Origin of the sequence: Halobacillus yeomjeoni (genome assembly GCF_020171525.1) — a bacterium.
Lineage (GTDB): Bacteria > Bacillota > Bacilli > Bacillales > Halobacillaceae > Halobacillus > Halobacillus yeomjeoni.
The window spans coordinates 138,187-160,205 of sequence record NZ_JAIVAI010000005.1; the positions used below are offsets into that span (position 1 = coordinate 138,187).

The window sequence follows — 22,019 nt, forward strand, 5'->3', positions numbered from 1 at the left end:
GCCTATGAACAAGGAAAAACGAGCTGTCAGTATCCGCAACAGTTTCTGGTATATTCCAGCTTTATATGGAATTTCTTCGTTATTATTGGTATTGATGACCTCCACGCTGGATTTCTGGCTCGTCTCTCAATTTCAAGAATCACTGCCGAAAATTCTTTTGACGAAGAAAAGTGTAGCTCAAACTTTATATGGGGCATTGATTACCTCTATCCTGACCATGACGACGATCAGCTTCTCTACCATCATGGTTGTTCTTACGACTTACACCACACAGTTTTCACCCCGGACACTTCAGGACTTTATGAAAAACCGGCTGACTCAACATGTATTGGGGGTCTATGTATTAGGATTCATTTTTTCATTGATCAACCTTTTAATACTAGGGAGTGACAGAAGTGGTCTGCTCAGCCCTACTCTTACCGTCCTCTTATCTATAGTCTGTTTAGCCTTTTTCATCATCTTCATCCATCACTCATCTCGTTTCGTCCAGGTCAATAACCTCATCGGTCAAATTAGAAAGAGTGGATCTTCATTGATCCAATCCACTTTTGAGGAAAAAGATTTTTACCAGTCATCCACCTGGGACCAAAATGAATTGGATGACTTAAATGAAGAAGAAAAACGTCCGGTATATGCACAGAGATCCGGCTACCTCCAGGCCGTCCGAATCGAATCTATCATTGGATGGGCGAAGCAAAACCATATGATTATAGAAGCGAACTTCCAGATCGGGGATTACATTCAAAAAGGGATGCCGATCTTTTATTGCTGGTATCAGAACGATGGTGAGCAGTCATCCATAGAAGAGTGTCTGGCTTTCATCGTCATTGGGAACGAGAGGACGGATGAACAGGATATCGAGTTTTCTATCCAAAAGCTGGTTGAAATCGCAGTGAAGGCTATATCCCCCAGCATCAACGATCCTCATACGGCTGTGAATTGCATTAACCGGATTGGTTCATTATTAACGGAGCTTGCGTCTGTTTATCAACCGATCCGCTATTATTCTGATGAGGAAGAACAGCTGAGGTTCATGATGAATCCACGTTTGTTCCGGGATTATTTATTTAAAAGCTTTTATTTGATACGTATCTATGGAAAGCATGACCTGGCCGTCATGACAGGTGTATTAGAAGCACTATATAAACTGGCAGCGACACAGGACAGTACAGTAAAGCAGGAAGTATGGAAATTCGGTGAAACAATTCTGAACTCTATTGATCGGACAGAAATGGATGACTGGGATATCGACTTCTTGGAAAAGCAGGCAGAGAAGTTGGAGGAAGTATGCAGAGAAGAGAAGATTCAGTAACCTTTCATGCCTTTACCTTTGTAGGTAAGGGCATTTTTGTATGTTTATTCATATTTGGATGCTTATTATCTCCCCTCAAAATTCGTCGATTTATTGTTTATATTTTCTAAATATGGGTATTCGATATACATGCCTCGAACACATTTCTCCGCTCGTCTCTTCATCAAATAATCAAGTATCAAGAAAGGAGAAGAAGATGAAGCAGGTTACGTCTGTATTTTGGGGAACGTTAGCTATTGCTTTATTCGCAGTAGTTTGGGGGTCAGTTGCCCCGGGTAATTTAGAAGCTATTACAGGAAAAATTCAAACCTATTTATCTGTCCACTTTGGCTGGTATTACTTATTGGTCGTTACTGGGTTTGTGTTATTTTGTGTGTACATGATTTTCAGTCCGTATGGAAAAATCAAACTTGGTAAAAAAGATGATAAACCGGATTATAACTATGCGACTTGGTTTGCGATGTTGTTCAGTGCAGGAATGGGGATCGGTCTTGTATTCTGGGGAGCAGCTGAGCCGATTTATTTTTATGCCAATAATGCGCCTACGGAAGATACAGGCACGGCAGCTGCCTTGAACGAATCCATGCGCTTTGTCTATTTCCACTGGGGTGTCCATGCCTGGGGAATATATGCAATCGTAGCTCTCGTTCTGGCCTACTTTAAATTCAGAAGAGGGGCTCCAGTATTAATCAGTGCCACATTAAAACCGATTTTCGGAGATAAGATGGATGGTCCATGGGGCAAATTCATCGATATCATCGCTGTTTTTGCAACGATTGTCGGTGTGGCGACGACCTTAGGGTTCGGTGCCTCTCAAATCAATGGAGGACTGACATTCCTGACACCGATTGAAGACTCCTTTGGTGTACAATTGGCGATCATAGCAGTGGTCACTGTATTATTCATGATTTCCGCTTACACAGGATTAAGCAAAGGAATCAAGTACTTAAGTAACACGAACATGTTTTTAGCGCTGGCATTGGTAGTCATTATGTTCATTGTCGGTCCAACACTTTTCATCTTGAACATGTTTACAGATACGATAGGAGCTTATTTGCAGCAGCTTCCATCCATGAGTTTCAGAATGGCTCCGAATAGTGAAGAAAACCGGACATGGATCAACAACTGGACCGTATTCTACTGGGCCTGGTGGATTGCTTGGTCTCCGTTCGTCGGAATCTTTATCGCACGTGTATCCAAAGGTCGTACAATCAGGGAATTCCTTTCCGGGGTTCTGCTTGTACCTTCTGTAGTAGGATTCTTATGGTTTTCTACATTCGGTTCTTCTGCTATTCAAGTTCAGCAGAATGGAGAGACAGACCTGGCATCCTTAGCTACCGAACAAACGATGTTCGGAATGTTTGATAATTATCCATTAGGTTTGATCATGTCCATAATCGCTATGACGCTGATCGGCACCTTTTTCATTACTTCAGCAGACTCAGCAACATTCGTACTAGGTATGCAAACGACCAATGGTTCACTAACCCCTCCGACGATGGTCAAGTTCGTCTGGGGAATCATCCAGTCTTCCATGGCAGCTGTACTCTTATATTCAGGTGGATTGCAGGCGTTACAAAACGCTCTGATTTCAGCGGCTTTTCCGTTTTCCTTCATCATGATATTGATGGTCGTGTCTCTATATAAAGCATTGCGTGCGGATAAAGCAATGCTGGAAGAAGAAGAGAGTGGAAAGGAAGAGAAGACTTCAGCATAGGAATGTGAGAAGGTCCAGTTGGAATCTGGGCCTTTCTTTTTATGGACAACCTGTTGAAAGTATTCTAGGATTTTTATAAATGTTTGATAGAATAGGATAGGTATGATTTAGAGAGAAGGAGTATATAATTATGTGGGAATGGAGAAACATTTACCGCGGCATGCTTATGGGAGCGAGTGACGTCGTTCCTGGAGTCAGTGGAGGTACCATTGCCGTCGTGTTAGGAATTTATGATCGGTTGATTGAAGCTATTAATGGTGTGTTCAGTAAAGAATGGAAAAAGCATTTGAAATTTCTTATTCCCTTAGGGATGGGGGTTTCTATATCCATCATTCTTTTGGCCAGTCTGATTGAATGGTTGTTCGAGCACTATCCGGATCCGACAAAATTTTTCTTCTTAGGTTTGATTATCGGTGTCCTTCCTTATCTAGCACATAAAGCTGATATGAAGCGGACATTCAAAGTGAAACATTATGTATTGCTGTTGATCGGGGCCGGAATCGTCGCTTCCATGGCCGTGTTCCAGACGGGGGAAAGCGGACAGATCCAGGACCTTGATTCATCGACTTACCTGCTTTTATTCTTCTCAGGATGGCTCGCAAGCAGTGCTATGATTCTTCCTGGTATCAGTGGGTCATTCATATTGCTGGTCATCGGCGTGTACTCGACAGTAGTCGGTGGCATTTCTGATTTTAAAATCGATATTATTGCCGTCGTTGGGCTGGGTATTTTATTCGGAATTCTAGTGATGAGCAAAATTGTTAAATTCTTTTTGGACAATTATACGATCGGTACATTCGCTGTCATCATCGGTTTAGTCATAGGATCAGTCTTTGTCATCTTTCCAGGAGTTCCGGGCACGCTTATCCTATGGATTGTAAGCATTATTACTTTCATAAGCGGATTGCTGACGGCTTGGCTGCTTGGACGCGTAGAATATAATTAAGCAGATGATAAGACAAAAGCTCCTCGACCGATTATCATGAGGTGTAGACAGATTGATTGTAAAGGAGAATTCATAATGGAATCTATTCATACTTTAGAAAACTTTAACGAGAAGATTGCTGGTGACCGCCCTGTCATCATGAAATTTGAAGCAGATTGGTGTCCGGATTGTAAGCGTATGGACATGTTTATCGGTGAGATCCTGGAGGAATATAACCAATACGATTGGTACACGGTAAATCGTGATGAACTACCAGAAACGGCAGAAAAATATGAAGTCATGGGAATCCCCAGCTTGTTGATTTTCAAAGAAGGGAAGAAGATGGCTCACTTGCATAGCGCGAATGCGAAAACCCCTGAAGAAGTACAGGAATTTTTGCAGGCGAACTTGTAAATCCCGACGTCCACATGGCCCCCATGTGGACGTTTTGTATCGAGAGGTGCCGATGATGTCAAAGAGATTATTATTAATAGGAGCGGGCCATTCTCACATGGAGGTTATGAGGCAGCTGAAGAATGAAGCGGTTCAAGAGCTGGAAGTGTGTCTGATTACTCCGTCGCGTTATCAATATTATTCTGGAATGTTTTCAGGCTATACGGAGGGTTTGTATGAAAAAGAGGACATTCGTATTGATGTGAAAGAATATGCACGAAGTGCGGGAATTCATTTTATACAAAAAAAAGCTTGGAAAGTGAACCCTGATCATCGGAAATTGATATGTGAAGATGGTTCGGTTTACCCTTTCGATGTAATCAGTTTTGATATCGGGTCCAGAAGTCTGCCTTCTGAGTATGACCAATCAATCGCCCGTTCGATCAAACCTAACTATGAATTCATCCATCAAATGGACGAGCTTCGTTCTTCCACGCATCCATTAATCGTCGGAGGCGGGGCTGCGGGTACAGAGCTTGCCATGTCCATTCATGCGTATAAACAAAAACACGGAATACCAGGGCAGGTTCGTGTCGTCACTGCCGAAAAAGTACTGTCTGATGCATCTAAACGTACATCTGGAAAACTGAAGTCATTGATTGAGAAGAAAGGCATTCAACTTTGGGAAGGTGAACGTGTAGCAGAAGTGGAAGACCACCATATCAAGACCGATAAAGGAAATAAGATCCGTCATACGGGCGTCTTATGGCTGGGTGGGGCGATATCGGATGACATATTTAAAAGGTCTCGCTTAAGCATTGAAGATCGAGGCTTTGCAATTGTCCGGTCGACACTTCAATTCAAAGACTATGACTTCATGTTCGGAGCGGGTGATTGCGTCACGATGGAAGAGTATCCTCAATTGGCCAAAAGCGGTGTCTATGCTGTCCGCCAGGGACCTGTTTTATGGGAAAATTTGAACCATTACTTAAAGAGAGAACCTCTAAAAGAATATGATCCTCAAAAAAAGGCATTGTATATTCTATCTACAGGCGGGAAAAAAGGGTTTTTCATCTATGGTCCTTTGGTCCATCACAGTCACCGGGCGTGGAAAATCAAAAACAAAATAGACCGGGAATTCATGGATAAATACAAAAAATGAACGTCAGATCCAACATTGGACCTGACGTTCATTTTTTATATTTTCAACCAGCTTCGTACTTTGTTTTTGAAAAGGAAAGTGACCACGAGTAAAAGCGTAAAAAGAGTGAGAGCGATGAATATCAACGTGGTGTTCCCACTTGCCAGACTGGAACCTACCAAACTATAAACGAAAGTCCCCGGGAGCATTCCCAATACGGTTGCAAGTACGAAGGCACCGAATTTCGCCCGGGTTATCCCTGCCAGATAGCTTAAAATATCAAATCCGACAATCGGAATCAATCTTAGGATGAACACATAAAGGAAGCTTTGCTCTTTCATTTTCGGGTAAATTTTCTGTGCCCACTTGGACTCATGGAATTTCAATACTGAATCACCGAAAAAGCGTCCCATGATGTACCCGGTAATTCCTGCCCCTGTCGCTCCGATTACGATGTAGAGCATGCCCGGCCATATCCCATATGCGAATGCGGCAGCCAGGGATAGGACGGAGGTAGGGAATACGACAATCGGTCCTATGGCGTAGATCCCCATGAAGATGATAGGTCCCCAGATGCCGAAAGATAAGATGTACTCCCTGATTCCATCTGCAGTCACATCAAATCGCTGACGAACAAACCATGCGACTGCTACAAACGCAATGACAAATAGAAGAGCGCGTATGATGCTTTTCTTTTTCATAGGTGACTTCCTCCAAACCTGCGAATCATAGATTTCGCTATATAAAGCTTAATTCGGTCGTTATGATTAAAGTGCTTGATTGGTAAGGACACTTTTTCATTAAGCTCGTCTACGTAGATGTGACCGATGGCTTGTCCATTTTGATAGGTGACCTGCTGTACTGCAGCCTCAAATGTACGTGGGTCTTCCCCCGCATCAGATGCTGAGAGGTAACAAGAGCTGAGAGGAGCATAATGGTCAGAATCAATGACTAAATGTCCACCGAGGAAGCGGGCTACAAAGGCATTCGCTGGAGCTTCATGCAATGTACTCAATCGGTCGATTTGCTGAAATGTCCCTTCGTGAAACAATGCAATCCGATCCCCCATGATCATTGCTTCGTCGATATCGTGGGTGACGAAAATGGAAGTGATCGATCGTTCTACGAGAAACTGACGGACCCAATACCTCATCTCCTGCCTAAGTTTCGGGTCGAGACTGCTGAACGGTTCATCAAACAGGATGACATCGGGTTCTGTTGCCATTGCCCTCGCCAGTGCAACCCTTTGTTTCTGTCCACCTGATAGTTCAGAAGGGTAATGATCCGCGTATAGTTCCAGTCCAATCGATTTTAAAAGTTGATCTGTTTTTTTCAAATCTTTTTTAGCGATCTTTGCTCCATATCTGATATTTTCTTTTACAGTCATATGAGGGAACAATAGAGGCTGTTGAAAAACGAGACTGACATTTCGTTTATTTGCTTTTTTGTCAGTGATATTTTTTCCCTGCATGACGATGCTTCCATCCGTAGGAGCTTCAAGCCCTGCTAAAATCCTTAAAAGGGTTGTTTTTCCACTGCCCGAGGGCCCGACAATACTTAGGATTTCTCCTTTATGAAGTTCGAAGGAGAGATCATAGAGGATGGACTTGTCATGAAATTGTTTTTTTAGTTGATTCACTTCTAGTGTAAGAGTCATGTCCGATTCCTCCTGAGGGTTTGTGAATAAGGCAAGAACCTCATCAATAATTCAACCATCACATACATCAACAGCGGCAGCGCGGCGAACCATACGGAAAAAGCTGCCATGATCGAGGCATTCGCGGTGTCTAAAAACGGGTAAAAAACCATCGGTAAAGTGATGATGCGCCCGCCTCCGATGATGGCGGTGATCGCATACTGACTTAAGCTGATGACGATCGTTAAAAAGGTGACGCTTCGAACAGCCGGTTTCATCAAGGGCAACTCGACCGTGAATAATTGTCTGACCGGTGATGCCCCGAGAATGGCAGGCTGTTCAAGCATCAAACGTCCCATCTGATTATAGGAGTTATGAAAAATTTTAATGCTGTATGGAATCGTAGGGACCAAATGAATCAGCATGACTCCTGCAGCCGTGTCTGCAAGTCCTGCTCGTATCATGAATAAGTGCAAACCCATGGCGGTTGCTAATACAGGAATTAAAATCGGGGTAAGCAAAAGAACTTCAACCCATGACTTTCCTTTGAAGGATAGGATGGCTAAAGCTTTTCCTGTCAAAATTCCTATGATCAAGTTTACGATCAATACACCACTTCCTACTGTGAACGACCAAAATGTTGCAGTCCACAAGTTAGGATCGGAGAGTAGTGTTTGATAACTGTTTAGACTGAATGTGAACCCTTCTCCGGCTTGAAACCGCCATGTCTTACTCAAACTCTGCAATACTAATATCAGTGCAGGAGCGATGAACAGCACAGAAGCTAAGAGAAGGAATGTGGTTTTCTTGGTGCTCATGTAGATCTTCCTCTCATAGCTTTCCAACGTTTCTTATTCAAAAACAGATATGCAGCAGCAGTCAGAAGGATAACTCCGAGGCTGAGCAAAACCATCGCTGCAAAAGCTAACGGTCTGTCATCCCAGCTGCTGCCATAAAACCAATCGTAGCTCAAGACCGACAACATTTCAGGGAATGTGGTCCCAAGCAATGCAGGGACCTCGTAAGCAGCCAGGGTGAATGAAAAAACGATCAAGAAAGTTTCAATGAATACAGGTAAAATATGAGGCCACTCTACTGTCTTGAATCGATGCCATCTGTTTCCGCCGAGGGTTTTTACTAAATCATGGTACTCGGACTTTATGGACGAATAAACGGGAAGTAGCATAAGGATGACGAATGGAACCTCTTTCCATACATAAGTGATGATAATTCCGATTCCCTGCGAATCCCGCGTCCATACAGGAAATTCCGAACTTGATGAGATCCAGCCAGCAGCTTGGAGCATCTGAGAAACCACGCCCGTCTCGGATAAAACCAAAATGACCATGTATCCCCAAACGAAGTGGGGGAATAACATAGGCAGCCATACCATCAGCCGGGGCGTATTTCTTTCTAAGAATGTATAAAAATATCTGGTCAGCAGGAGTCCGATAACCAAAGATATAAGAGTCGCTGCCAAGGATGTCTTCAAACTGAAAATGGTGGAAGCGACAAAGCGCTCTGATTCCAACAGTTGGATATAATTCTGCAGGGTCCATTGATTATTCACTGAAAAACTTTGGTGAATGGCAGCCACCATTCCGTATAAGGGCAGAAGTAAGAAAAGCATACTGGGCAGCAGTAGAAGTGATGTTCTATTTTTGAGCGATTTCATCAAACCACTGCTCTTTCATCCATTCCACATACTCAGCTTCAGACTCGGGTAGGAAGCTTTCTTCGAGTTTCTGCTGAGAGAGGACACTATTCCCTCGTTCCACTGACTGGAATTTGTTTTTCATATCATCGGGAAGCTTTTCGATACTGATCGGGCTGTTTTCTCCCCAATAGTCCGGTTTCAATTTAGCCAATTGGGCTTCCGGCGACAACATGAAATTGATAGCAGTCAAAGCCCCTTCCGGGTTGGAGCTGTTGAAAGGGATGGAAAGGAAATGCGTGTTTCCGATAGATCCTGGTTCCATGACGAAGGAACGTGTGGTCTCAGGAAAAACGCCTTCGTCGATCAATGATTCGGCACGAGCTTCGTTATACCCCATCGTCATCCACACTTCTCCCTGACTGTACAAACGATCCAATTCAGTCAATGAATTCGGGTAATGCTCTCCAGACCGCCATAAATCTGGTTCAATTTGATTCAAGTAGTTCCACACTTCACCGGCTGTTTCAGAGATACGTTCTTTGTCTAAAGGCTGTTCATAAATGTCAGCAGGTGAATCTGCTTTTGCATACAGTATATGCCTTAAAAAAGCATTCCCAGAAAAGTCATCGGCATTAGGATAAGTGAATTTTCCAGGGTTGTTACTGGCCCATTCCTGCAATTCAACTATTGAAGCCGGAGGGGTGTCGATCTTAGCAGAATCATAAAGGAATACGAATTGTACCTTCCCCCATGGGGCTTCCATTCCCTCTACCGGTGTACCGAAGTCGGTTTCGAATGCCGGGTCATCTGTTTGATAAAACTCATTGAAATTCGGAAGAGTATCAACAAATGAACCGGCCAGCAGTCCATTATTCTTGGCATTCTTGAAGTTCTCACCATTGATCCATATGATATCGATCGTGCCTTCATCTTTAGAAGCCTGCTTCTCAGTTTGGAGCTTTTGCAGAATCTCCCCGGTGTTCATGGGTACTCTTTCCAATGTGACATTGTATTGTTCCTTAAGCTTTGGAGCTACCCAATCATCCATGTATTGGTTGATTCCTTCATCACCACCCCACATGAAAATGCGGACAGTTGTGTCCTCAGCAGCGGTGGTTATTTCTGACCAATCTTTTTCTGTCGTTTCATTAAATGAGGGTTGTTGACTTTCGTTGTTTCCACAAGCGGTTAAAATAATAATCGCTAGTATCGTAGTGGTGATTAGAATTTTCTTCATTCGTAAGCCCCCTATGTATTTTCATTTTAATATTACCTTATAAGGTTCTCTGTAATCTATCATACATAGAAAAGCGCAGTAAGAGAACTATACGGATTGAAGGAGCGGTACATCAGGATACAAGTTTTCTTATCAAGAAATATGATACGATGGTGGCAGTGAGGTGAGGGTATGAAGTCATTGACGAAAGAGGAGCGCGAGTATGTCGTGGCCCGTGTCCAGGAGTTTTTTGAATTGGAAAGAGGAGAGCAGATCGGTGAATTAGCAGCAGACTCATTCGTCCATTTCATGGTCGAGGAGCTTGGGCCTTTCCTTTACAATAAAGGGGTAAAGGATGCCAGAGGGATGGTAGAGCAAAAAATCATCAACATGGATGAAGATCTTCGCTCTCTTGAACGACCGGCTGGCAGACCGAAACGCTCCTGAATAGTAAAACAGATAGAGAAGAAGCCGCCATACATTGAATGGCGGCTTTTTTATGAACTAATCAAGTTCTTTCATTGAGAAAACTTCTGCCAGAAGCTCATAAGATTTCAAACGTTCTTCAAAAGGAGAAACAATCGTATTGATTATCATTTCATCCACTTGATAGAGATCAGCCAGTTGAATTAATTCTTCTTTTGCTTTTTGCGGAGATCCGACAACCATCCTGTTACGATTATCTTCTACGCGCTCTCTTTCAAATGAGGAGTATGGGTATTGAATTGCTTCTTCCGGAGTTGGAAATTCATATCTTTTTTCTCCTTGTTCAATTTTCAAGAGTGCAAGGTCCAAACTCGAAGCCAAAAACTCTGCATGTTCATCCGTTTCAGCACAAACGACAAACACAGAAACGTTACCTCCCGGCTCACTTTGCTGCATGGAAGGAGAGAAATAGTCTCTATACCGTTCCATAGCACGAAATCCGCCTCTTCCATTAATGAAGTGGGCGAAGGAGTAGGAGGCTCCAAGATCAGCAGCTAAGCGGGCGCTGGTTCCACTTGAACCGAGCATCCAGATGGGCGGAGTCGTTTCCCCTTTTGGTGTTGCATAAAGATCCATTCCGTGTGGATCCTGCCCATGCAAGTACGCCATCAATTCTTCAATTTCTCCAGGGTAATCTTCCACATTCGGCATTTTCCCCCCGTTCAAGGCCAGGTTTACATTCGGCATTCCCCCGGGGGCCCGTCCGACCCCGAGATCGATTCGACCGGGGTGCAGGGATTCAAGTACACGGAAGGTTTCCGCTACTTTATATGGACTGTAATGAGGCAGCAGAACGCCTCCTGTACCAATTCTGATTTGCTTTGTTTGAGCTGCAAGATGGGCGGCCAATATTTCAGGTGCTGAACCAGCTAAGCTGTCAGTGCTGTGATGCTCAGAAACCCAGAAACGATGATAGCCCAGCTTGTCCGTCCATTTCGCCAGTTCAGTCGTTTGTTGGAGTGCTTGTTGTGGGTTGGATCCATGTAGGATAGGTGACTGGTCCAGTACACTTAATTTCACAATCTGATTTCCTCTCTTATGTAATGACTTGTTACTATCGTCCCATGAGACGAAAAACGATGCAATAGTTACGCTCTACTGTGAAGTAATATAAATGAGCGCATTTAACGTACATAAAAAGTACTTCTCCACAATATGGAGAAGTACAGAAATTTTACCTTGCTAAAAGCCCCATCATGACAAAACGGGAGATATCGGTAGAATCAGAATCAACCGCTTCCTTCAACGATAAGGTGTGAATTTTAAGAGGGGTGAAAAATGGAGCTCCGTTTCTGAATTCATCTTTCGGTTGGTAAGCGAGCCATTCTCCTTCACTTAATCCTTCTTTTATTTCAACCAGGCCATTCTCAGATATTCCCGAAATGATTTCCCGCCTTTCTAATAAGCCATTCCTGTCCATGACCCAAGCGTAAATATTCTCATCTGTAATGAGTAAATCTTCTAGAGCCGTGACAGCGCCGAGAGATTCTTCGGTGATGATTTCAATTTCTGCATGGTATCCCGGCAGAATTGTATCACTGGAATCGTCTAGTGAAATGACATAGGGATACGTGCTCGAGCGGTGGACATCTATGTCTTCAGGGAAAGTTTGAATTGCATCCAGAGTCCCTTCCCAAACGAGATCCATGTCTTCGACTTTGATGTTCGCAGCCATTCCGGGCTCGACTTGTTTGCGCTCTTTTTCATTCAACTTCCCTTCAATTTGCAAGTCATTGGATTTCAATGTGATCAAAGGGCTTTCCAATGTTTCTGATACTTCTGTGATGACACCGCCGAATGGACTCGTCACCGTAATCGTTTTTCCGTCGAGCTGTAATTGGTCCAGCTGATCTTCGACCATTTCAAGCATGGCTTCCTTTTTGGTGAGCTCAGCAGCTTGGTGAGCGATCGATTCTTCTTTCTGGAATTCGGTCCTTACATGTTCTTTGCTTTCGTCATTTGTATTATTGCCGAAGAAGGAACTGCTGCCTGAGTCGGATATGTCGTAATTCTGAATTTCATCGATGTAATCTTCGATGGCTGTTATTTCTTCTTCCAGTCGATCCATCTCACTCTGGAGCTGAGTTTCCTGTTGGTCATAGTTGATTACTTCGTATGTATACAAGTCGGAACCCTGCTCGATGATTTCTCCTTCTTCAACTAAAAACTCGGAAAAGGCCCCGACATCGCTGTCAAAATATACATGATTGGATTCCTGAGAAGTGAAAACACCATCGGCGTCGAGTTTTTCATATAAATCATATGTAATCGACTTTGACCATTCATTGATATAAGATTTTCGGTCGACTTCGTCGTGTTCATCGATGAAAATCAGAAATGCATTGACTGCTACGAAAATGACGATCAATACACCTATGATTCTGGATTTATAGTTTATTTTTTTCATAAGCCATCTCACCTATGCTTTCTCTATGATTTGAATGAGAAACAGGTCGTAATAGGAAAGGGCTGCCGTTCCTGCCCAAAGTAGGATGTGCCAAATCAGAACTCCTGTCCAGATCCAAACTTTCTTCGTCGACGACAGCCATGATAGGCATTTGATTTGGTAGTAGATGATATAAAGCTGGAAAAGGGAAATTGCTCCGAAGAAATAGATGATCCATTTTTGATCCGTCAATAATGAAGTGATGACGCCGAACGAAAAGGGAGAAACATACCAGTCAATCCCGGCATAGACCATCAGAGGTATCCAGGTCATCCGTTCAATCAATAGGATCAACAGCACATTCATCTGTACAATCATCAATTTTTTATAGGATACATCATTAAACAGCCAGAAATAAAAAGATGAGATGAATAAAATGAACACGAATAAGCATAGGGAAAATAAGGTCCGCCCCATCACAAACCATGCTTTACTGGTTTCGTATTCCAGGCGGTTCCAGCCTGCCATCCCTTGAGAGACGGCCTCTGACCCTAAACCGAGCCATGAAGTCCATACATATGTAAAAATCGTCAAGAAAAGCAATAGGAACAATAAGTTCCATACATTCTTCAATCGTTCTGCTTCATTCAATTTGAACAAGTGATCATCTCGGCGGGTGAAAAGTTTAATTAGATTAACGGTATAGGTCATGAAGGCCATCCTTTTTCATTGTCTATTCTCCATTCATTTTAACTGAATTTGTCATAGCTTGCTAGATAATCGATGCAATAATTGGAAATAGATTTCAAGAAAGAAACTGCGTAAAGGGGGAACGGGGTTCCAGTCTATTTTCATTAATATCCGGCAGTCTGATCATCTCTTTGAAGTTATAGAGTCGTAATATAAAAACGCCATTCCGTATAGGGAATGGCGTTGTATTTATGAACTTGGAGCTGTTTTGTAGCTGGCAGCATTTCCGGATTTGAAGAACAGCTTTCTGTCTTTGTATAAAAAGAACATGGATAATGTGAAAGCCAGTAAATCAGAAATCGGGAAAGCGAGCCAGACGCCCGTCACTCCAATGAAATAAGGAAGAGTGAGGACTAACGGAATCAAAAACAACACTTGGCGTGCCATGGATAAGATAAGTGCAGGTTTGGCCATTCCGACAGCTTGGTATAACCCGCCGCTGACGACTTGAGCACCGATCAGTATAGAAGCGGCAAACATGATTCTGATTGCATAAGCACCGGTTTCTATCGTTTTTTCATCCCCTGAGAAAATGTGTACCAAACTTTCAGGGATCGTCATCATGAGAATGAAGATTCCAGCCGAGATCAGCGTCACTACTTTCATCCCGAGCACAATCGTTTCCCTCAAGCGGCCGAACTGGTTCGCTCCATAGTTATACCCGATGATCGGCTGCATCCCTTGGAGGACACCGATCATCGGCATGATGGTGAACATGGCCAGTTTATGGACAATGCCGAAAACACCCACTTCGAATTCACCGCCGAATTTGATCAGCATCACATTGATGGCGATCATCATTCCGCTTCCTGATACCTGACGGATGAAGGCTGGCATACCGATGGTCAGGATTTCTTTCAACACGATGACCTTAGGTTTCAAGTAGGCGGAGTAAATCGTCAATGTTGATTTTCCTTTTAGGAAATAGACGAGCACCACAACGCTGACAGTAGCTTGAGAAATGACCGTGGCCACGGATGCACCCAGTACGCCCATATCCAATCCGAATATGAAGATAGGGTCTAAGATGATATTCAGGACAGAAGGAATGATCATCGTAATCATTGCAAATCTGGAATTTCCTTCGGAACGGATGATGCTGTTGGTCGTGAAAGAAAATGAGAAAAAGATAGACCCAAGCATTATGGGATAGAGATAATCCTTTGCATAAGGGAGGATGTTTTCTGTAGCCCCGAATAAGATCAACAAAGGTTCAAGGAACGTAAATGCCCCGATCAAACCGAAAGAACTGATGAGTAGGATGGCAAACAGAATATTGCCGAATACCTGCTCGGCTTCTTCAGCTTTGTTTTCTCCCAGCCGCCTCGATATTACCGAAGCACCTCCGATTCCGACTGCGGCGGAAACGGCCATCATGATCAACATGACCGGGAATCCGATACTCACGCCGGAAACCCCCAGAATTCCAACCCCTCGAGCGATGAAGAGGGTGTCTACGACGTTATAGAGTGCCATGACAAACATTCCAATCATGGCAGGAATGGACAAGTTGGCCAATAATTTAGGAATCGGCTGTGTTCCTAAGCGTTGACTCTGTTCTTTCATGGATGGTCCCTCACCGCAGAAACTGGCTGCATGCGGTCTTGCATTTTTTTCAACGTAGCTACCATTACCTCTTTTTCTTGTTCTGTAAGACCGTAGGAAAGCTGTTCCTCCATCGATTGTATGATTTGGACGATCCGATCATACAAATCTTCTCCCGAAGGTGTGAGTGTAATCTCTTTGCTGCGTTTGTCTTTAGCGCTGGAGCGTTTTTTGATCCGTTCATGTTTCAACAAAGAGTCGATCACTCCATTCATGGAGGAAGCTTTGATGTGGAGTTTCTTTTGTAAATCCGTTTGTGTCTGTTGTCCGTGATTAGCTAAATAATAGATGACTTTAGCCTGCGAATGTGTGAGTCCATATTCTCCTAGTTTTTCGTTATATGAATTTTGTAAGAAATGAGAAACCATATGAATGTTATAGCCTAAATGGCTTTTAAAGTTTTGTTCTTCCATTTTATTTAGCCCCCTAAACAAATACAAGTATAGAGGAACGGAATATAGAAGTAAAAATCTTTGCTCGTCTTATATGTTCATGTATGGGTGACGTTTATCTAAGGCGGTGGAAGGGGTAATTCATACCTACAGAGGAGCGGTCGTACTCCAAAACCGTCAGAAGGTGATTTATCGTTTCATATTTACAGGATTGGTCAATCCTAAGAACAGGAAAGGGTGTGGGATCATCATGGCTCGATATCAAAATGGACTTTTTTTATATAATGGAAATTCGGATAGCAATGAAATGGAAAACAATCTTTCTCAAACGCTGCCCATCATTAGTCAGCAAGTCAAACAATTACAAGTCATTCAGACCCATTCCCTGGATGAATTGAAATCCGTTTGTGTTCAATACGGACCTGACGTCGATGTTTTCTTCATATTAGGCGGAGATGGAACGGTTCACGAATGCATCAATAGTTTGGCTGAACTGGAGAAACGTCCGGTGATCGGCATTTTACCTGGGGGAACGTGCAATGACTTCAGCCGTGTATTGGGAATTCCTCAAAATATGAACCAGGCTGCCCGTACGTTAATAGAAGGGGAAGAGTTCAAAGTCGATGCAGGAATGACGGAGAACCATTACTTCATCAATTTTTGGGGGATCGGTCTGGTCACCCAGACGTCTTTCAATATCGACCCTGATCAAAAGAGCCGGCTCGGAGTGTTGAGTTATTTCATCAGCGCTCTGAAAACGATGAAGCAGGCTGATCCTTTTGAGTTCCGTGTTACGATCGATGGAAAAGAAGTGTCCGGTGAAGCTGTCATGATATTAGTGATGAATGGTCAATTCATTGGTACAAGACGCCTTCCGGTTCCATCCATCCATTTGAATGACTCCAATCTGGATTTGTTGATCATTAAGAATTCCAGTCTTACATTATTCAAAGAGCTGCTGACGATGCGTCAGCCGGGGGCGGATGAAAGTCGATTTCAAGAGTTGTATCATACTCAGGGTAAAGAGATCGAAATCGATGTCGAATCTTCCAGAGACGTTGATATGGATGGGGAAATCAAAGGACATACACCAGCTGGAATAAAAGTGTTACCTGAACACTTCACTTTTTTAAGCAATCAAGAAGGAATACTACCAGATACTGAAGAATGAGGAAGAACCACCCAGATACTGGGTGGTTTATTCATTATAACTAGAGGGAGGAATTATGAGTGGAAACGTTGACCCCTGCCGTGCACGCTGTTTTCGTCCATACGAGGGATTTGGTGAAATCAGCTGCCTGGTACAGCTGGTTGTTAGGAGTACCTTTTGATGAGAAGGATGTAGAATCACCGGTTTACAATATACCTGTCCAAGCCGGTGTCCATTTGACGATTGATGATCATAAGTTCGATCCATCTTTTTCGTTCGAGCCTGTCAAAGCACCCGCGTTCAACTTTTTTTCATCAAATATCCATAAGAGCCTTGAAGAAATGAAAGACGCTGGTGTCGTTGTAACAAGGGACATGGAAACTCATGGTTCTTTCGGGTGGTTCCACGTTCAGGATCCGGATGGAAATGCTGTGATGATTTGTGGAGATATTTCTGAAGACTTCAGGTAATATCACTTGATGATCTCCCGGCCGCAGTTATTTTTTGCATACAGCCACGCCAAGTGGGTAATAGACTTCAGGCCGTGGGGGTTCTATCAACACCCCGTTTTGATAGAAGAACTGGCGATTGGAATAATGTTGGAACAACCCTCTGAATTCTGCTGGTGTGATTTGGTGGACGTGAAATGGGTACTTGCATTCCATGCCTTTACCTTCTCCGAATGGGGTCGATAAAATCAAAGTACCCCCAGGTTTCAGTAAGTCATAATAATTTCGGAGCAAGCACTCTTCTTCTTCGATATGCTCATAGGTTTCAAAGCTTACAATGACATCGAATGTCCCCAGAGTTTTTACTAAATGCGGGTGGACGGCATCCTCAACGACGAAACTCGACTTCGGATGAAAATACTTCCCTTTTGCATAATCAATGATTTCCTCATCAATATCCACCCCGATAATTTCATCGATCTTCGATTTGCAGCGTTTAGCGATCAAATGTGTCCCATACCCCGAACCGCAGGAAAGATCCAATACCCTTCCATTCATATAAGGTAGTGAAAATTGATAACGTGCGATGTGTTCCAGCAAGAGCGTATTCAATGGATCCATGAATTCAGGAATGACTCTTTCGCCTGTATCTTCTATCAACTTGTGTCACCGCTTTCTTTTTTTATGGCTCTGTTATAGTCTAGTGTTGATTTTTTACTACTCACCCGATTTTGGTTCAGTCAGTTGTTTGCCCAGAGTACGGGAGGGAAGGGAAAACAGTCCGCTTTCCGCGGGAAACGCTTTAGCCTCCTCGAACTTCGTTCTCCGGGGCCTCACCTTGTTCCTTGTTCCCGCAGGAGTCTACCTGTTTTCCCTTCCCTCCCATCAAAGTTGGTGTAACGATTTTATAATAAAAATTCATGGGCTATCCGTTCTACCTATCTTGAAGAGGCGGTCTTTTAGAATGGGGAGACTCCTGTGGGATTAAGGTACATCGTGAGACCCCGGAAGGCGTCAGCCTGAGGAGGCTCACAGTACCCCACGGAAAGCGAGTCATTCTAAAAGACCGCCTCAAACAAATTCCAGGACGGAAAGATTTGAGACGAGCTCACATGTTAAATAACAACACCAAACAATAACAGAACCTTTTTTATAATCTTATTATGACATAGTTCTATAGTCGGACCAAAAGGGTGGGGTGTAGTTGGTTAACTCTTCCCATGGCAGCTGATTTGTAGACGGTAGACAAGTATAGGGGTGGTTTGACAGCCGTTTTTTGTTAAACTTATACTATACGCTATTGCTAAAAAAAGATGAGAGGTCGAAACTGATGAGCCAAGAAGAATTATATAAAAAGAAAAAAGAAGATCCGTCATTGAAATTGTTTGTCGTTTTGTCAAAAGCTCAAAGAGCGATTTCTGAGCTTGTAAAAGATGATATTCAAAATCATGGCTTGAACCCTACAGAATTTGCCGTGCTGGAGTTGCTTTATCACCAAGGCGATCAGGCTCTTCAAAAAATCGGCGAAAAAATTCTGCTTGCCAGCGGAAGTATCACGTATGTCGTAGATAAACTGGAGAAAAAAGAGCTGCTCAAACGCATCCCGTGTCCGAACGACCGAAGGATTACATTTGCATCCATTACGGACAAAGGTCGGGAGCTGCTGAATGAAATTTTCCCTGAACACTGGAAACAGATTGAAGCGATCACCGATGGCTTGACGGAGGAAGAAAAGGTGCAGGCGGTCGAACTGCTGAAAAAATTAGGGAAGTATGCAGATCAGCAGCAAGGGTAGAGAATTTTCGGAAAATACGTTATACTGAATGAAATTCTAAAGGCGAAGGAGGTATGAAGATGTTACAGAAGCACGTGATCGGTTATCAATTGAACTACATCCGTCGTGCGATTATTCATGATTCAGCTGTCAACGGGACACGTATGTCCTTTTTTAAATAGCTGAATACATGAAAACTGTAACGTCTCATATCTGATTACATTTACGGAAAAAAAGTCAGAGGCAGAGGCCTCTGGCTTTTTTTGTCTTTAGGAGGAGTATTATAAATGCTGATTACATTAAAAGATATCCATAAAATTGTTGGTGGCCGTGTCCTATTCGAATCGCTGCAGTTCGAGTTGAATGAAGGACAACGGATCGGTTTAGTCGGAAGGAATGGATGCGGAAAGTCTACTTTATTTCGTTTGATTATGAAAGAAGAACCTTTGGATGGTGGAGATCTGTTCATTCAAAAAGGGTTGAAAATCGGCTGTTTGAAACAAATCCCTGACCAATGGGATGGAACTGCAAGGTCTTACCTGGAGTCCGCTTTCGAAGATCTTTTCGTGATGAAAAGACAAATGGACGGGCTGGAGAAAGAAATGAGTAACCCTGAGAAAATGGAGGAAGCTTTGAAAGCTTACGGTGAACTTCAGGAAAGATTCACCGTATCCGGAGGTTATGAAATCGATAGTCTCATCAACCAAGTAGCGCAGGGGCTCAATGTTTCCACGCTGTTAAATCAAACGTTTGATCAATTGAGCGGAGGGGAGAAAACGAAGCTGGGCCTTGCCAAGCTGCTGCTTGAAAAACCGGATGTACTCCTATTGGATGAGCCCACCAACCATTTAGACTTGCGTGCCATCGAATGGCTGGAAGAGTATCTGGTGAACTATGACGGGGCGATATGTATGATTGCTCACGACCGTTATTTTCTTGATCATACCGTCGATACCATCATGGATTTGGAGTCAGGAGAGATTGATGTATTCAAAGGCAATTATTCTTCTTTTGAAAAACAAAAAGAAGAAAAGCTGCTTGTCGAATTCCATCAATATCAAGAACAGCAAAAAAAGATTAAAAAAATGAAAGAATCGATACGTCGGTTGAGGCAGTGGGCAAATGAAGCGAATCCACCCAATCCGAAACTGTTCAAAAAAGCGAAAAGTATGGAAAAAGTATTGGAGCGGATGGAGAAATTTGACCGTCCAGTCATGGACCCAAAGAAAATGAAGCTTTCCTTGGACGCGGAGTCCCGTACAGGCGAGGATGTAATTGTAGCTGATCAGTTGCAGAAAACCTTCAGCGGGCGTCCCATTCTTAAAGGGGTCGATTTACATGTCCGTTACCAGGAGCGGCTCGCCCTGGTCGGTGCCAATGGCAGCGGCAAGTCTACACTGATCCGTTTGATTATGGACAAAGAAAAGCCTGATGACGGTGAAATAAAACTGGCTCCTTCGATAGAAATTGGCTATTTACCTCAGAATCCGCTTCAGGGTGCTGATCCTGAACAAAGGATGATTGACTATTTCAGGGAACATATCACCGTCACTGAAGGGGCAGCAAGGCATATCCTTGCCAACTTCATGTTTTACGGGTATGACGTATTCCAGAAAATCCGCCATTTGAGCGGCGGAGAACAGATGAGGTTGAAGTTAGCCGTCTTTATGCACCAGGGCGTCAATGTTCTCGTTTTGGATGAACCGACCAATCACCTTGACATCGAGTCTCAAGAAGTTCTTGAAGAAGCACTCAACCGGTTTGAAGGGACAGTCTTAGGGATTTCACACGATCGTTATTTCCTGAACAGCTGTTTTACAGACACTGCTTATTTAGTCGATGGGCGACTGCATCGTTATATTGGAACGTACGATGAAACCCGTGACCATTGGCTGAACCTTGTTGACCAACCTGTTAAGAAGGTGAAATCAACAGCTCCCAAGGTGCCGCGTTCCAAAACAACCAGGGATGTGGATGAATCCAAAAGTATTGAAGGAGAAATTCAGAGGCTGGAAAAGGAACAAGAGTCGATTGAAATGCAGATGGAACAAACGTCGGACCTTGATGAATTGATGGAATTACAAAGTCAAAAAGAAGAGGTAGAGAGAAAAATAGAAAACCTCTATGAAGATTGGATGAATGAAGGCAGCGACTGACCCGCTGCCTTTCTTAAAATATCTTTTAAAGTCCAGGGTGAATTTTATAAGAAATCTTACAAGTCCCTTGTTAGCGGTCTTTCCGCGGGGAACGCTGAGTTTCCTTGTTTTCCTTTCCTAACCATTTGTTGTTGGTTTAACGGACTTCGCTTTATAAAGGTATATGGTCTTTCCGTTTCTCCTATTTTGAAGAGGCGGCCTTTTAGAATGGGAAGACTCCTGTGGGATAAAGGTACATCGTGAGACCCCGGAAGGCGTAGGCTGAGGAGACTAACGGTACCCCACAGAAAGCGAGTTATTCCCAAGACCGCCTCATACAATTGCTGGTACGGAAAGAGCTGATGTAAGCTCACATGTGAAAGTAACGAAACAAAATATTAACAGAGCCATCTTTGAAAGAAGAGTAACAGTTCAATCCAGCACCTTTACATAAATGTAGGTACATTTTATTATAAGTATGGGTTTAATATAAAAACGAACGGGTAAAAGAAACATAATAGTGGATTATATGATTGGTCTTTGGGCTAAGGAGGTCATCTATGAGTAACCCAAAAGTTGTTGTGTATACAAGTGATGACTGCGCTAATTGTGATCGGGTCATTACGAAGTTATCGGAATGGGAAGTAGAATTTGAAGAGCGCAACATAACTAGAAATAGAGAATATTTTAAAGAACTGCAAAGCAAAAAAGTATATGGTACACCAGCTACCTTTATAGATGAAGAAAAGGTTTTAGGTTTCCAAGAGCGCAAACTCAAACGAACCCTTGGCATTCAATATGAGGATCGTTTTCTCAATACAGATGCTATGAACTTTTCTTGACTCAAGTGATTGTGAATCACTTGTTTTTTTTTACACTTTTTTTTGGCTTAGGC

At 43.1% G+C, this 22,019-nt stretch carries 23 protein-coding genes; 12 read left to right on the forward strand and 11 right to left on the reverse strand.

Annotation, left to right across the window (positions count from 1 at the left end):
* The first annotated feature begins 4 nt into the window (after window positions 1-4).
* The 5 genes from LCL89_RS13645 (at window position 5) to LCL89_RS13665 (ending at window position 5,509) form a co-directional block, all read left to right on the forward strand.
* Window positions 5-1,312, forward strand: coding sequence for a DUF2254 domain-containing protein (locus LCL89_RS13645; RefSeq protein ID WP_224810545.1), 1,308 nt, complete (start codon window positions 5-7; stop codon window positions 1,310-1,312).
* A 196-nt stretch (window positions 1,313-1,508) separates the two neighbouring features.
* Entirely contained in the window at window positions 1,509-3,029 is a 1,521-nt protein-coding gene (locus LCL89_RS13650) for a glycine betaine uptake BCCT transporter (RefSeq protein ID WP_197318233.1), read from the forward strand.
* A 130-nt stretch (window positions 3,030-3,159) separates the two neighbouring features.
* Entirely contained in the window at window positions 3,160-3,975 is an 816-nt protein-coding gene (locus tag LCL89_RS13655; protein WP_224810546.1) for a DUF368 domain-containing protein, read from the forward strand.
* 75 nt (window positions 3,976-4,050) lie between these two features.
* On the forward strand, window positions 4,051-4,368 hold the full coding sequence (locus LCL89_RS13660) for a thioredoxin family protein (RefSeq protein WP_224810547.1): 318 nt from the start codon (window positions 4,051-4,053) through the stop codon (window positions 4,366-4,368).
* Window positions 4,369-4,423: 55 nt separating this feature from the next.
* The gene (locus tag LCL89_RS13665; protein WP_224810548.1) at window positions 4,424-5,509 is read left to right on the forward strand and encodes an FAD-dependent oxidoreductase; all 1,086 of its coding nucleotides are present in this window, start codon (window positions 4,424-4,426) and stop codon (window positions 5,507-5,509) included.
* Window positions 5,510-5,544: 35 nt separating this feature from the next.
* Here LCL89_RS13665 and LCL89_RS13670 read toward each other — a convergent pair whose 3' ends face one another.
* The 5 genes from LCL89_RS13670 to LCL89_RS13690 form a co-directional block, all read right to left on the reverse strand.
* Complete coding sequence (locus LCL89_RS13670; RefSeq protein ID WP_224810549.1) at window positions 5,545-6,189, reverse strand: TVP38/TMEM64 family protein; 645 nt, start codon at window positions 6,187-6,189, stop codon at window positions 5,545-5,547.
* Window positions 6,186-7,145 (reverse strand): ABC transporter ATP-binding protein, encoded by a 960-nt coding sequence (locus tag LCL89_RS13675; protein WP_224810550.1) that lies wholly within the window; start codon window positions 7,143-7,145, stop codon window positions 6,186-6,188. The genes LCL89_RS13670 and LCL89_RS13675 overlap by 4 nt, the downstream gene beginning before the upstream one ends.
* Window positions 7,142-7,942 carry an ABC transporter permease gene (locus LCL89_RS13680; RefSeq protein ID WP_224810551.1) on the reverse strand — a complete coding sequence of 267 codons (801 nt, stop codon included), beginning with the start codon at window positions 7,940-7,942 and terminating at the stop codon, window positions 7,142-7,144. The genes LCL89_RS13675 and LCL89_RS13680 overlap by 4 nt, the downstream gene beginning before the upstream one ends.
* Entirely contained in the window at window positions 7,939-8,694 is a 756-nt protein-coding gene (locus LCL89_RS13685; RefSeq protein WP_224810552.1) for an ABC transporter permease, read from the reverse strand. The genes LCL89_RS13680 and LCL89_RS13685 overlap by 4 nt, the downstream gene beginning before the upstream one ends.
* An 85-nt stretch (window positions 8,695-8,779) precedes the next feature.
* Window positions 8,780-10,018, reverse strand: coding sequence for an ABC transporter substrate-binding protein (locus LCL89_RS13690; protein ID WP_224810553.1), 1,239 nt, complete (start codon window positions 10,016-10,018; stop codon window positions 8,780-8,782).
* A gap of 171 nt (window positions 10,019-10,189) precedes the next feature.
* Here LCL89_RS13690 and LCL89_RS13695 point away from each other — a divergent pair, with 171 nt between their 5' ends.
* Entirely contained in the window at window positions 10,190-10,444 is a 255-nt protein-coding gene (locus LCL89_RS13695; protein WP_224810554.1) for a DUF2164 domain-containing protein, read from the forward strand.
* A gap of 57 nt (window positions 10,445-10,501) precedes the next feature.
* Here LCL89_RS13695 and LCL89_RS13700 read toward each other — a convergent pair whose 3' ends face one another.
* From LCL89_RS13700 to LCL89_RS13720, 5 genes are all read right to left on the reverse strand, one after another.
* The gene (locus tag LCL89_RS13700; RefSeq protein WP_224810555.1) at window positions 10,502-11,503 is read right to left on the reverse strand and encodes an LLM class flavin-dependent oxidoreductase; all 1,002 of its coding nucleotides are present in this window, start codon (window positions 11,501-11,503) and stop codon (window positions 10,502-10,504) included.
* 154 nt (window positions 11,504-11,657) lie between these two features.
* Window positions 11,658-12,890: an efflux RND transporter periplasmic adaptor subunit gene (locus LCL89_RS13705; protein ID WP_224810556.1), complete on the reverse strand. Its 1,233-nt coding sequence runs from the start codon at window positions 12,888-12,890 to the stop codon at window positions 11,658-11,660.
* Between the two features lie 12 nt (window positions 12,891-12,902).
* A complete protein-coding gene (locus LCL89_RS13710; RefSeq protein WP_224810557.1) occupies window positions 12,903-13,580 on the reverse strand; it encodes a hypothetical protein in 678 nt (225 codons plus the stop codon).
* 228 nt (window positions 13,581-13,808) lie between these two features.
* Window positions 13,809-15,185: an MATE family efflux transporter gene (locus tag LCL89_RS13715; protein WP_224810558.1), complete on the reverse strand. Its 1,377-nt coding sequence runs from the start codon at window positions 15,183-15,185 to the stop codon at window positions 13,809-13,811.
* The gene (locus tag LCL89_RS13720) at window positions 15,182-15,637 is read right to left on the reverse strand and encodes a MarR family winged helix-turn-helix transcriptional regulator (protein ID WP_224810559.1); all 456 of its coding nucleotides are present in this window, start codon (window positions 15,635-15,637) and stop codon (window positions 15,182-15,184) included. The genes LCL89_RS13715 and LCL89_RS13720 overlap by 4 nt, the downstream gene beginning before the upstream one ends.
* 229 nt (window positions 15,638-15,866) lie before the next feature.
* Here LCL89_RS13720 and LCL89_RS13725 point away from each other — a divergent pair, with 229 nt between their 5' ends.
* The gene (locus LCL89_RS13725) at window positions 15,867-16,787 is read left to right on the forward strand and encodes a YegS/Rv2252/BmrU family lipid kinase (RefSeq protein WP_197318219.1); all 921 of its coding nucleotides are present in this window, start codon (window positions 15,867-15,869) and stop codon (window positions 16,785-16,787) included.
* A 59-nt stretch (window positions 16,788-16,846) separates the two neighbouring features.
* Window positions 16,847-17,236 carry a VOC family protein gene (locus LCL89_RS13730; protein WP_197318218.1) on the forward strand — a complete coding sequence of 130 codons (390 nt, stop codon included), beginning with the start codon at window positions 16,847-16,849 and terminating at the stop codon, window positions 17,234-17,236.
* A 27-nt stretch (window positions 17,237-17,263) separates the two neighbouring features.
* Here the strand turns inward: LCL89_RS13730 and LCL89_RS13735 are convergent, their stop codons facing one another.
* Window positions 17,264-17,875, reverse strand: coding sequence for a class I SAM-dependent methyltransferase (locus LCL89_RS13735; RefSeq protein WP_224810560.1), 612 nt, complete (start codon window positions 17,873-17,875; stop codon window positions 17,264-17,266).
* 670 nt (window positions 17,876-18,545) lie between these two features.
* Between LCL89_RS13735 and LCL89_RS13740 the strand changes: the two genes are divergently transcribed.
* From LCL89_RS13740 to LCL89_RS13750, 4 genes are all read left to right on the forward strand, one after another.
* Window positions 18,546-19,010: a MarR family winged helix-turn-helix transcriptional regulator gene (locus tag LCL89_RS13740; RefSeq protein ID WP_197318216.1), complete on the forward strand. Its 465-nt coding sequence runs from the start codon at window positions 18,546-18,548 to the stop codon at window positions 19,008-19,010.
* A gap of 59 nt (window positions 19,011-19,069) precedes the next feature.
* Complete coding sequence (locus LCL89_RS16855; RefSeq protein ID WP_318245627.1) at window positions 19,070-19,171, forward strand: RAxF-45 family protein; 102 nt, start codon at window positions 19,070-19,072, stop codon at window positions 19,169-19,171.
* Window positions 19,172-19,276: 105 nt separating this feature from the next.
* Window positions 19,277-21,145, forward strand: a complete 1,869-nt coding sequence (gene abc-f / locus LCL89_RS13745; protein ID WP_224810561.1) for a ribosomal protection-like ABC-F family protein — start codon at window positions 19,277-19,279, stop codon at window positions 21,143-21,145.
* 539 nt (window positions 21,146-21,684) lie between these two features.
* Window positions 21,685-21,966: a glutaredoxin family protein gene (locus tag LCL89_RS13750; RefSeq protein WP_224810562.1), complete on the forward strand. Its 282-nt coding sequence runs from the start codon at window positions 21,685-21,687 to the stop codon at window positions 21,964-21,966.
* Window positions 21,967-22,019: the final 53 nt, after the last annotated feature.

Excerpts from the sequence above, each read along its gene's own strand:
- LCL89_RS13645 (WP_224810545.1), top strand. The coding sequence starts at position 5 with ATGAACAAGGAAAAACGAGCTGTCAGTATCCGCAACAGTTTCTGGTAT.
- LCL89_RS13650 (WP_197318233.1), top strand. The coding sequence starts at position 1,509 with ATGAAGCAGGTTACGTCTGTATTTTGGGGAACGTTAGCTATTGCTTTA.
- LCL89_RS13655 (WP_224810546.1), top strand. The coding sequence starts at position 3,160 with ATGTGGGAATGGAGAAACATTTACCGCGGCATGCTTATGGGAGCGAGT.
- LCL89_RS13660 (WP_224810547.1), top strand. The coding sequence starts at position 4,051 with ATGGAATCTATTCATACTTTAGAAAACTTTAACGAGAAGATTGCTGGT.
- LCL89_RS13665 (WP_224810548.1), top strand. The coding sequence starts at position 4,424 with ATGTCAAAGAGATTATTATTAATAGGAGCGGGCCATTCTCACATGGAG.
- LCL89_RS13670 (WP_224810549.1), bottom strand. The coding sequence starts at position 6,189 with ATGAAAAAGAAAAGCATCATACGCGCTCTTCTATTTGTCATTGCGTTT.
- LCL89_RS13675 (WP_224810550.1), bottom strand. The coding sequence starts at position 7,145 with ATGACTCTTACACTAGAAGTGAATCAACTAAAAAAACAATTTCATGAC.
- LCL89_RS13680 (WP_224810551.1), bottom strand. The coding sequence starts at position 7,942 with ATGAGCACCAAGAAAACCACATTCCTTCTCTTAGCTTCTGTGCTGTTC.
- LCL89_RS13690 (WP_224810553.1), bottom strand. The coding sequence starts at position 10,018 with ATGAAGAAAATTCTAATCACCACTACGATACTAGCGATTATTATTTTA.
- LCL89_RS13695 (WP_224810554.1), top strand. The coding sequence starts at position 10,190 with ATGAAGTCATTGACGAAAGAGGAGCGCGAGTATGTCGTGGCCCGTGTC.
- LCL89_RS13705 (WP_224810556.1), bottom strand. The coding sequence starts at position 12,890 with ATGAAAAAAATAAACTATAAATCCAGAATCATAGGTGTATTGATCGTC.
- LCL89_RS13710 (WP_224810557.1), bottom strand. The coding sequence starts at position 13,580 with ATGACCTATACCGTTAATCTAATTAAACTTTTCACCCGCCGAGATGAT.
- LCL89_RS13715 (WP_224810558.1), bottom strand. The coding sequence starts at position 15,185 with ATGAAAGAACAGAGTCAACGCTTAGGAACACAGCCGATTCCTAAATTA.
- LCL89_RS13720 (WP_224810559.1), bottom strand. The coding sequence starts at position 15,637 with ATGGAAGAACAAAACTTTAAAAGCCATTTAGGCTATAACATTCATATG.
- LCL89_RS13725 (WP_197318219.1), top strand. The coding sequence starts at position 15,867 with ATGGCTCGATATCAAAATGGACTTTTTTTATATAATGGAAATTCGGAT.
- LCL89_RS13740 (WP_197318216.1), top strand. The coding sequence starts at position 18,546 with ATGAGCCAAGAAGAATTATATAAAAAGAAAAAAGAAGATCCGTCATTG.
- LCL89_RS16855 (WP_318245627.1), top strand. The coding sequence starts at position 19,070 with ATGTTACAGAAGCACGTGATCGGTTATCAATTGAACTACATCCGTCGT.
- abc-f (WP_224810561.1), top strand. The coding sequence starts at position 19,277 with ATGCTGATTACATTAAAAGATATCCATAAAATTGTTGGTGGCCGTGTC.
- LCL89_RS13750 (WP_224810562.1), top strand. The coding sequence starts at position 21,685 with ATGAGTAACCCAAAAGTTGTTGTGTATACAAGTGATGACTGCGCTAAT.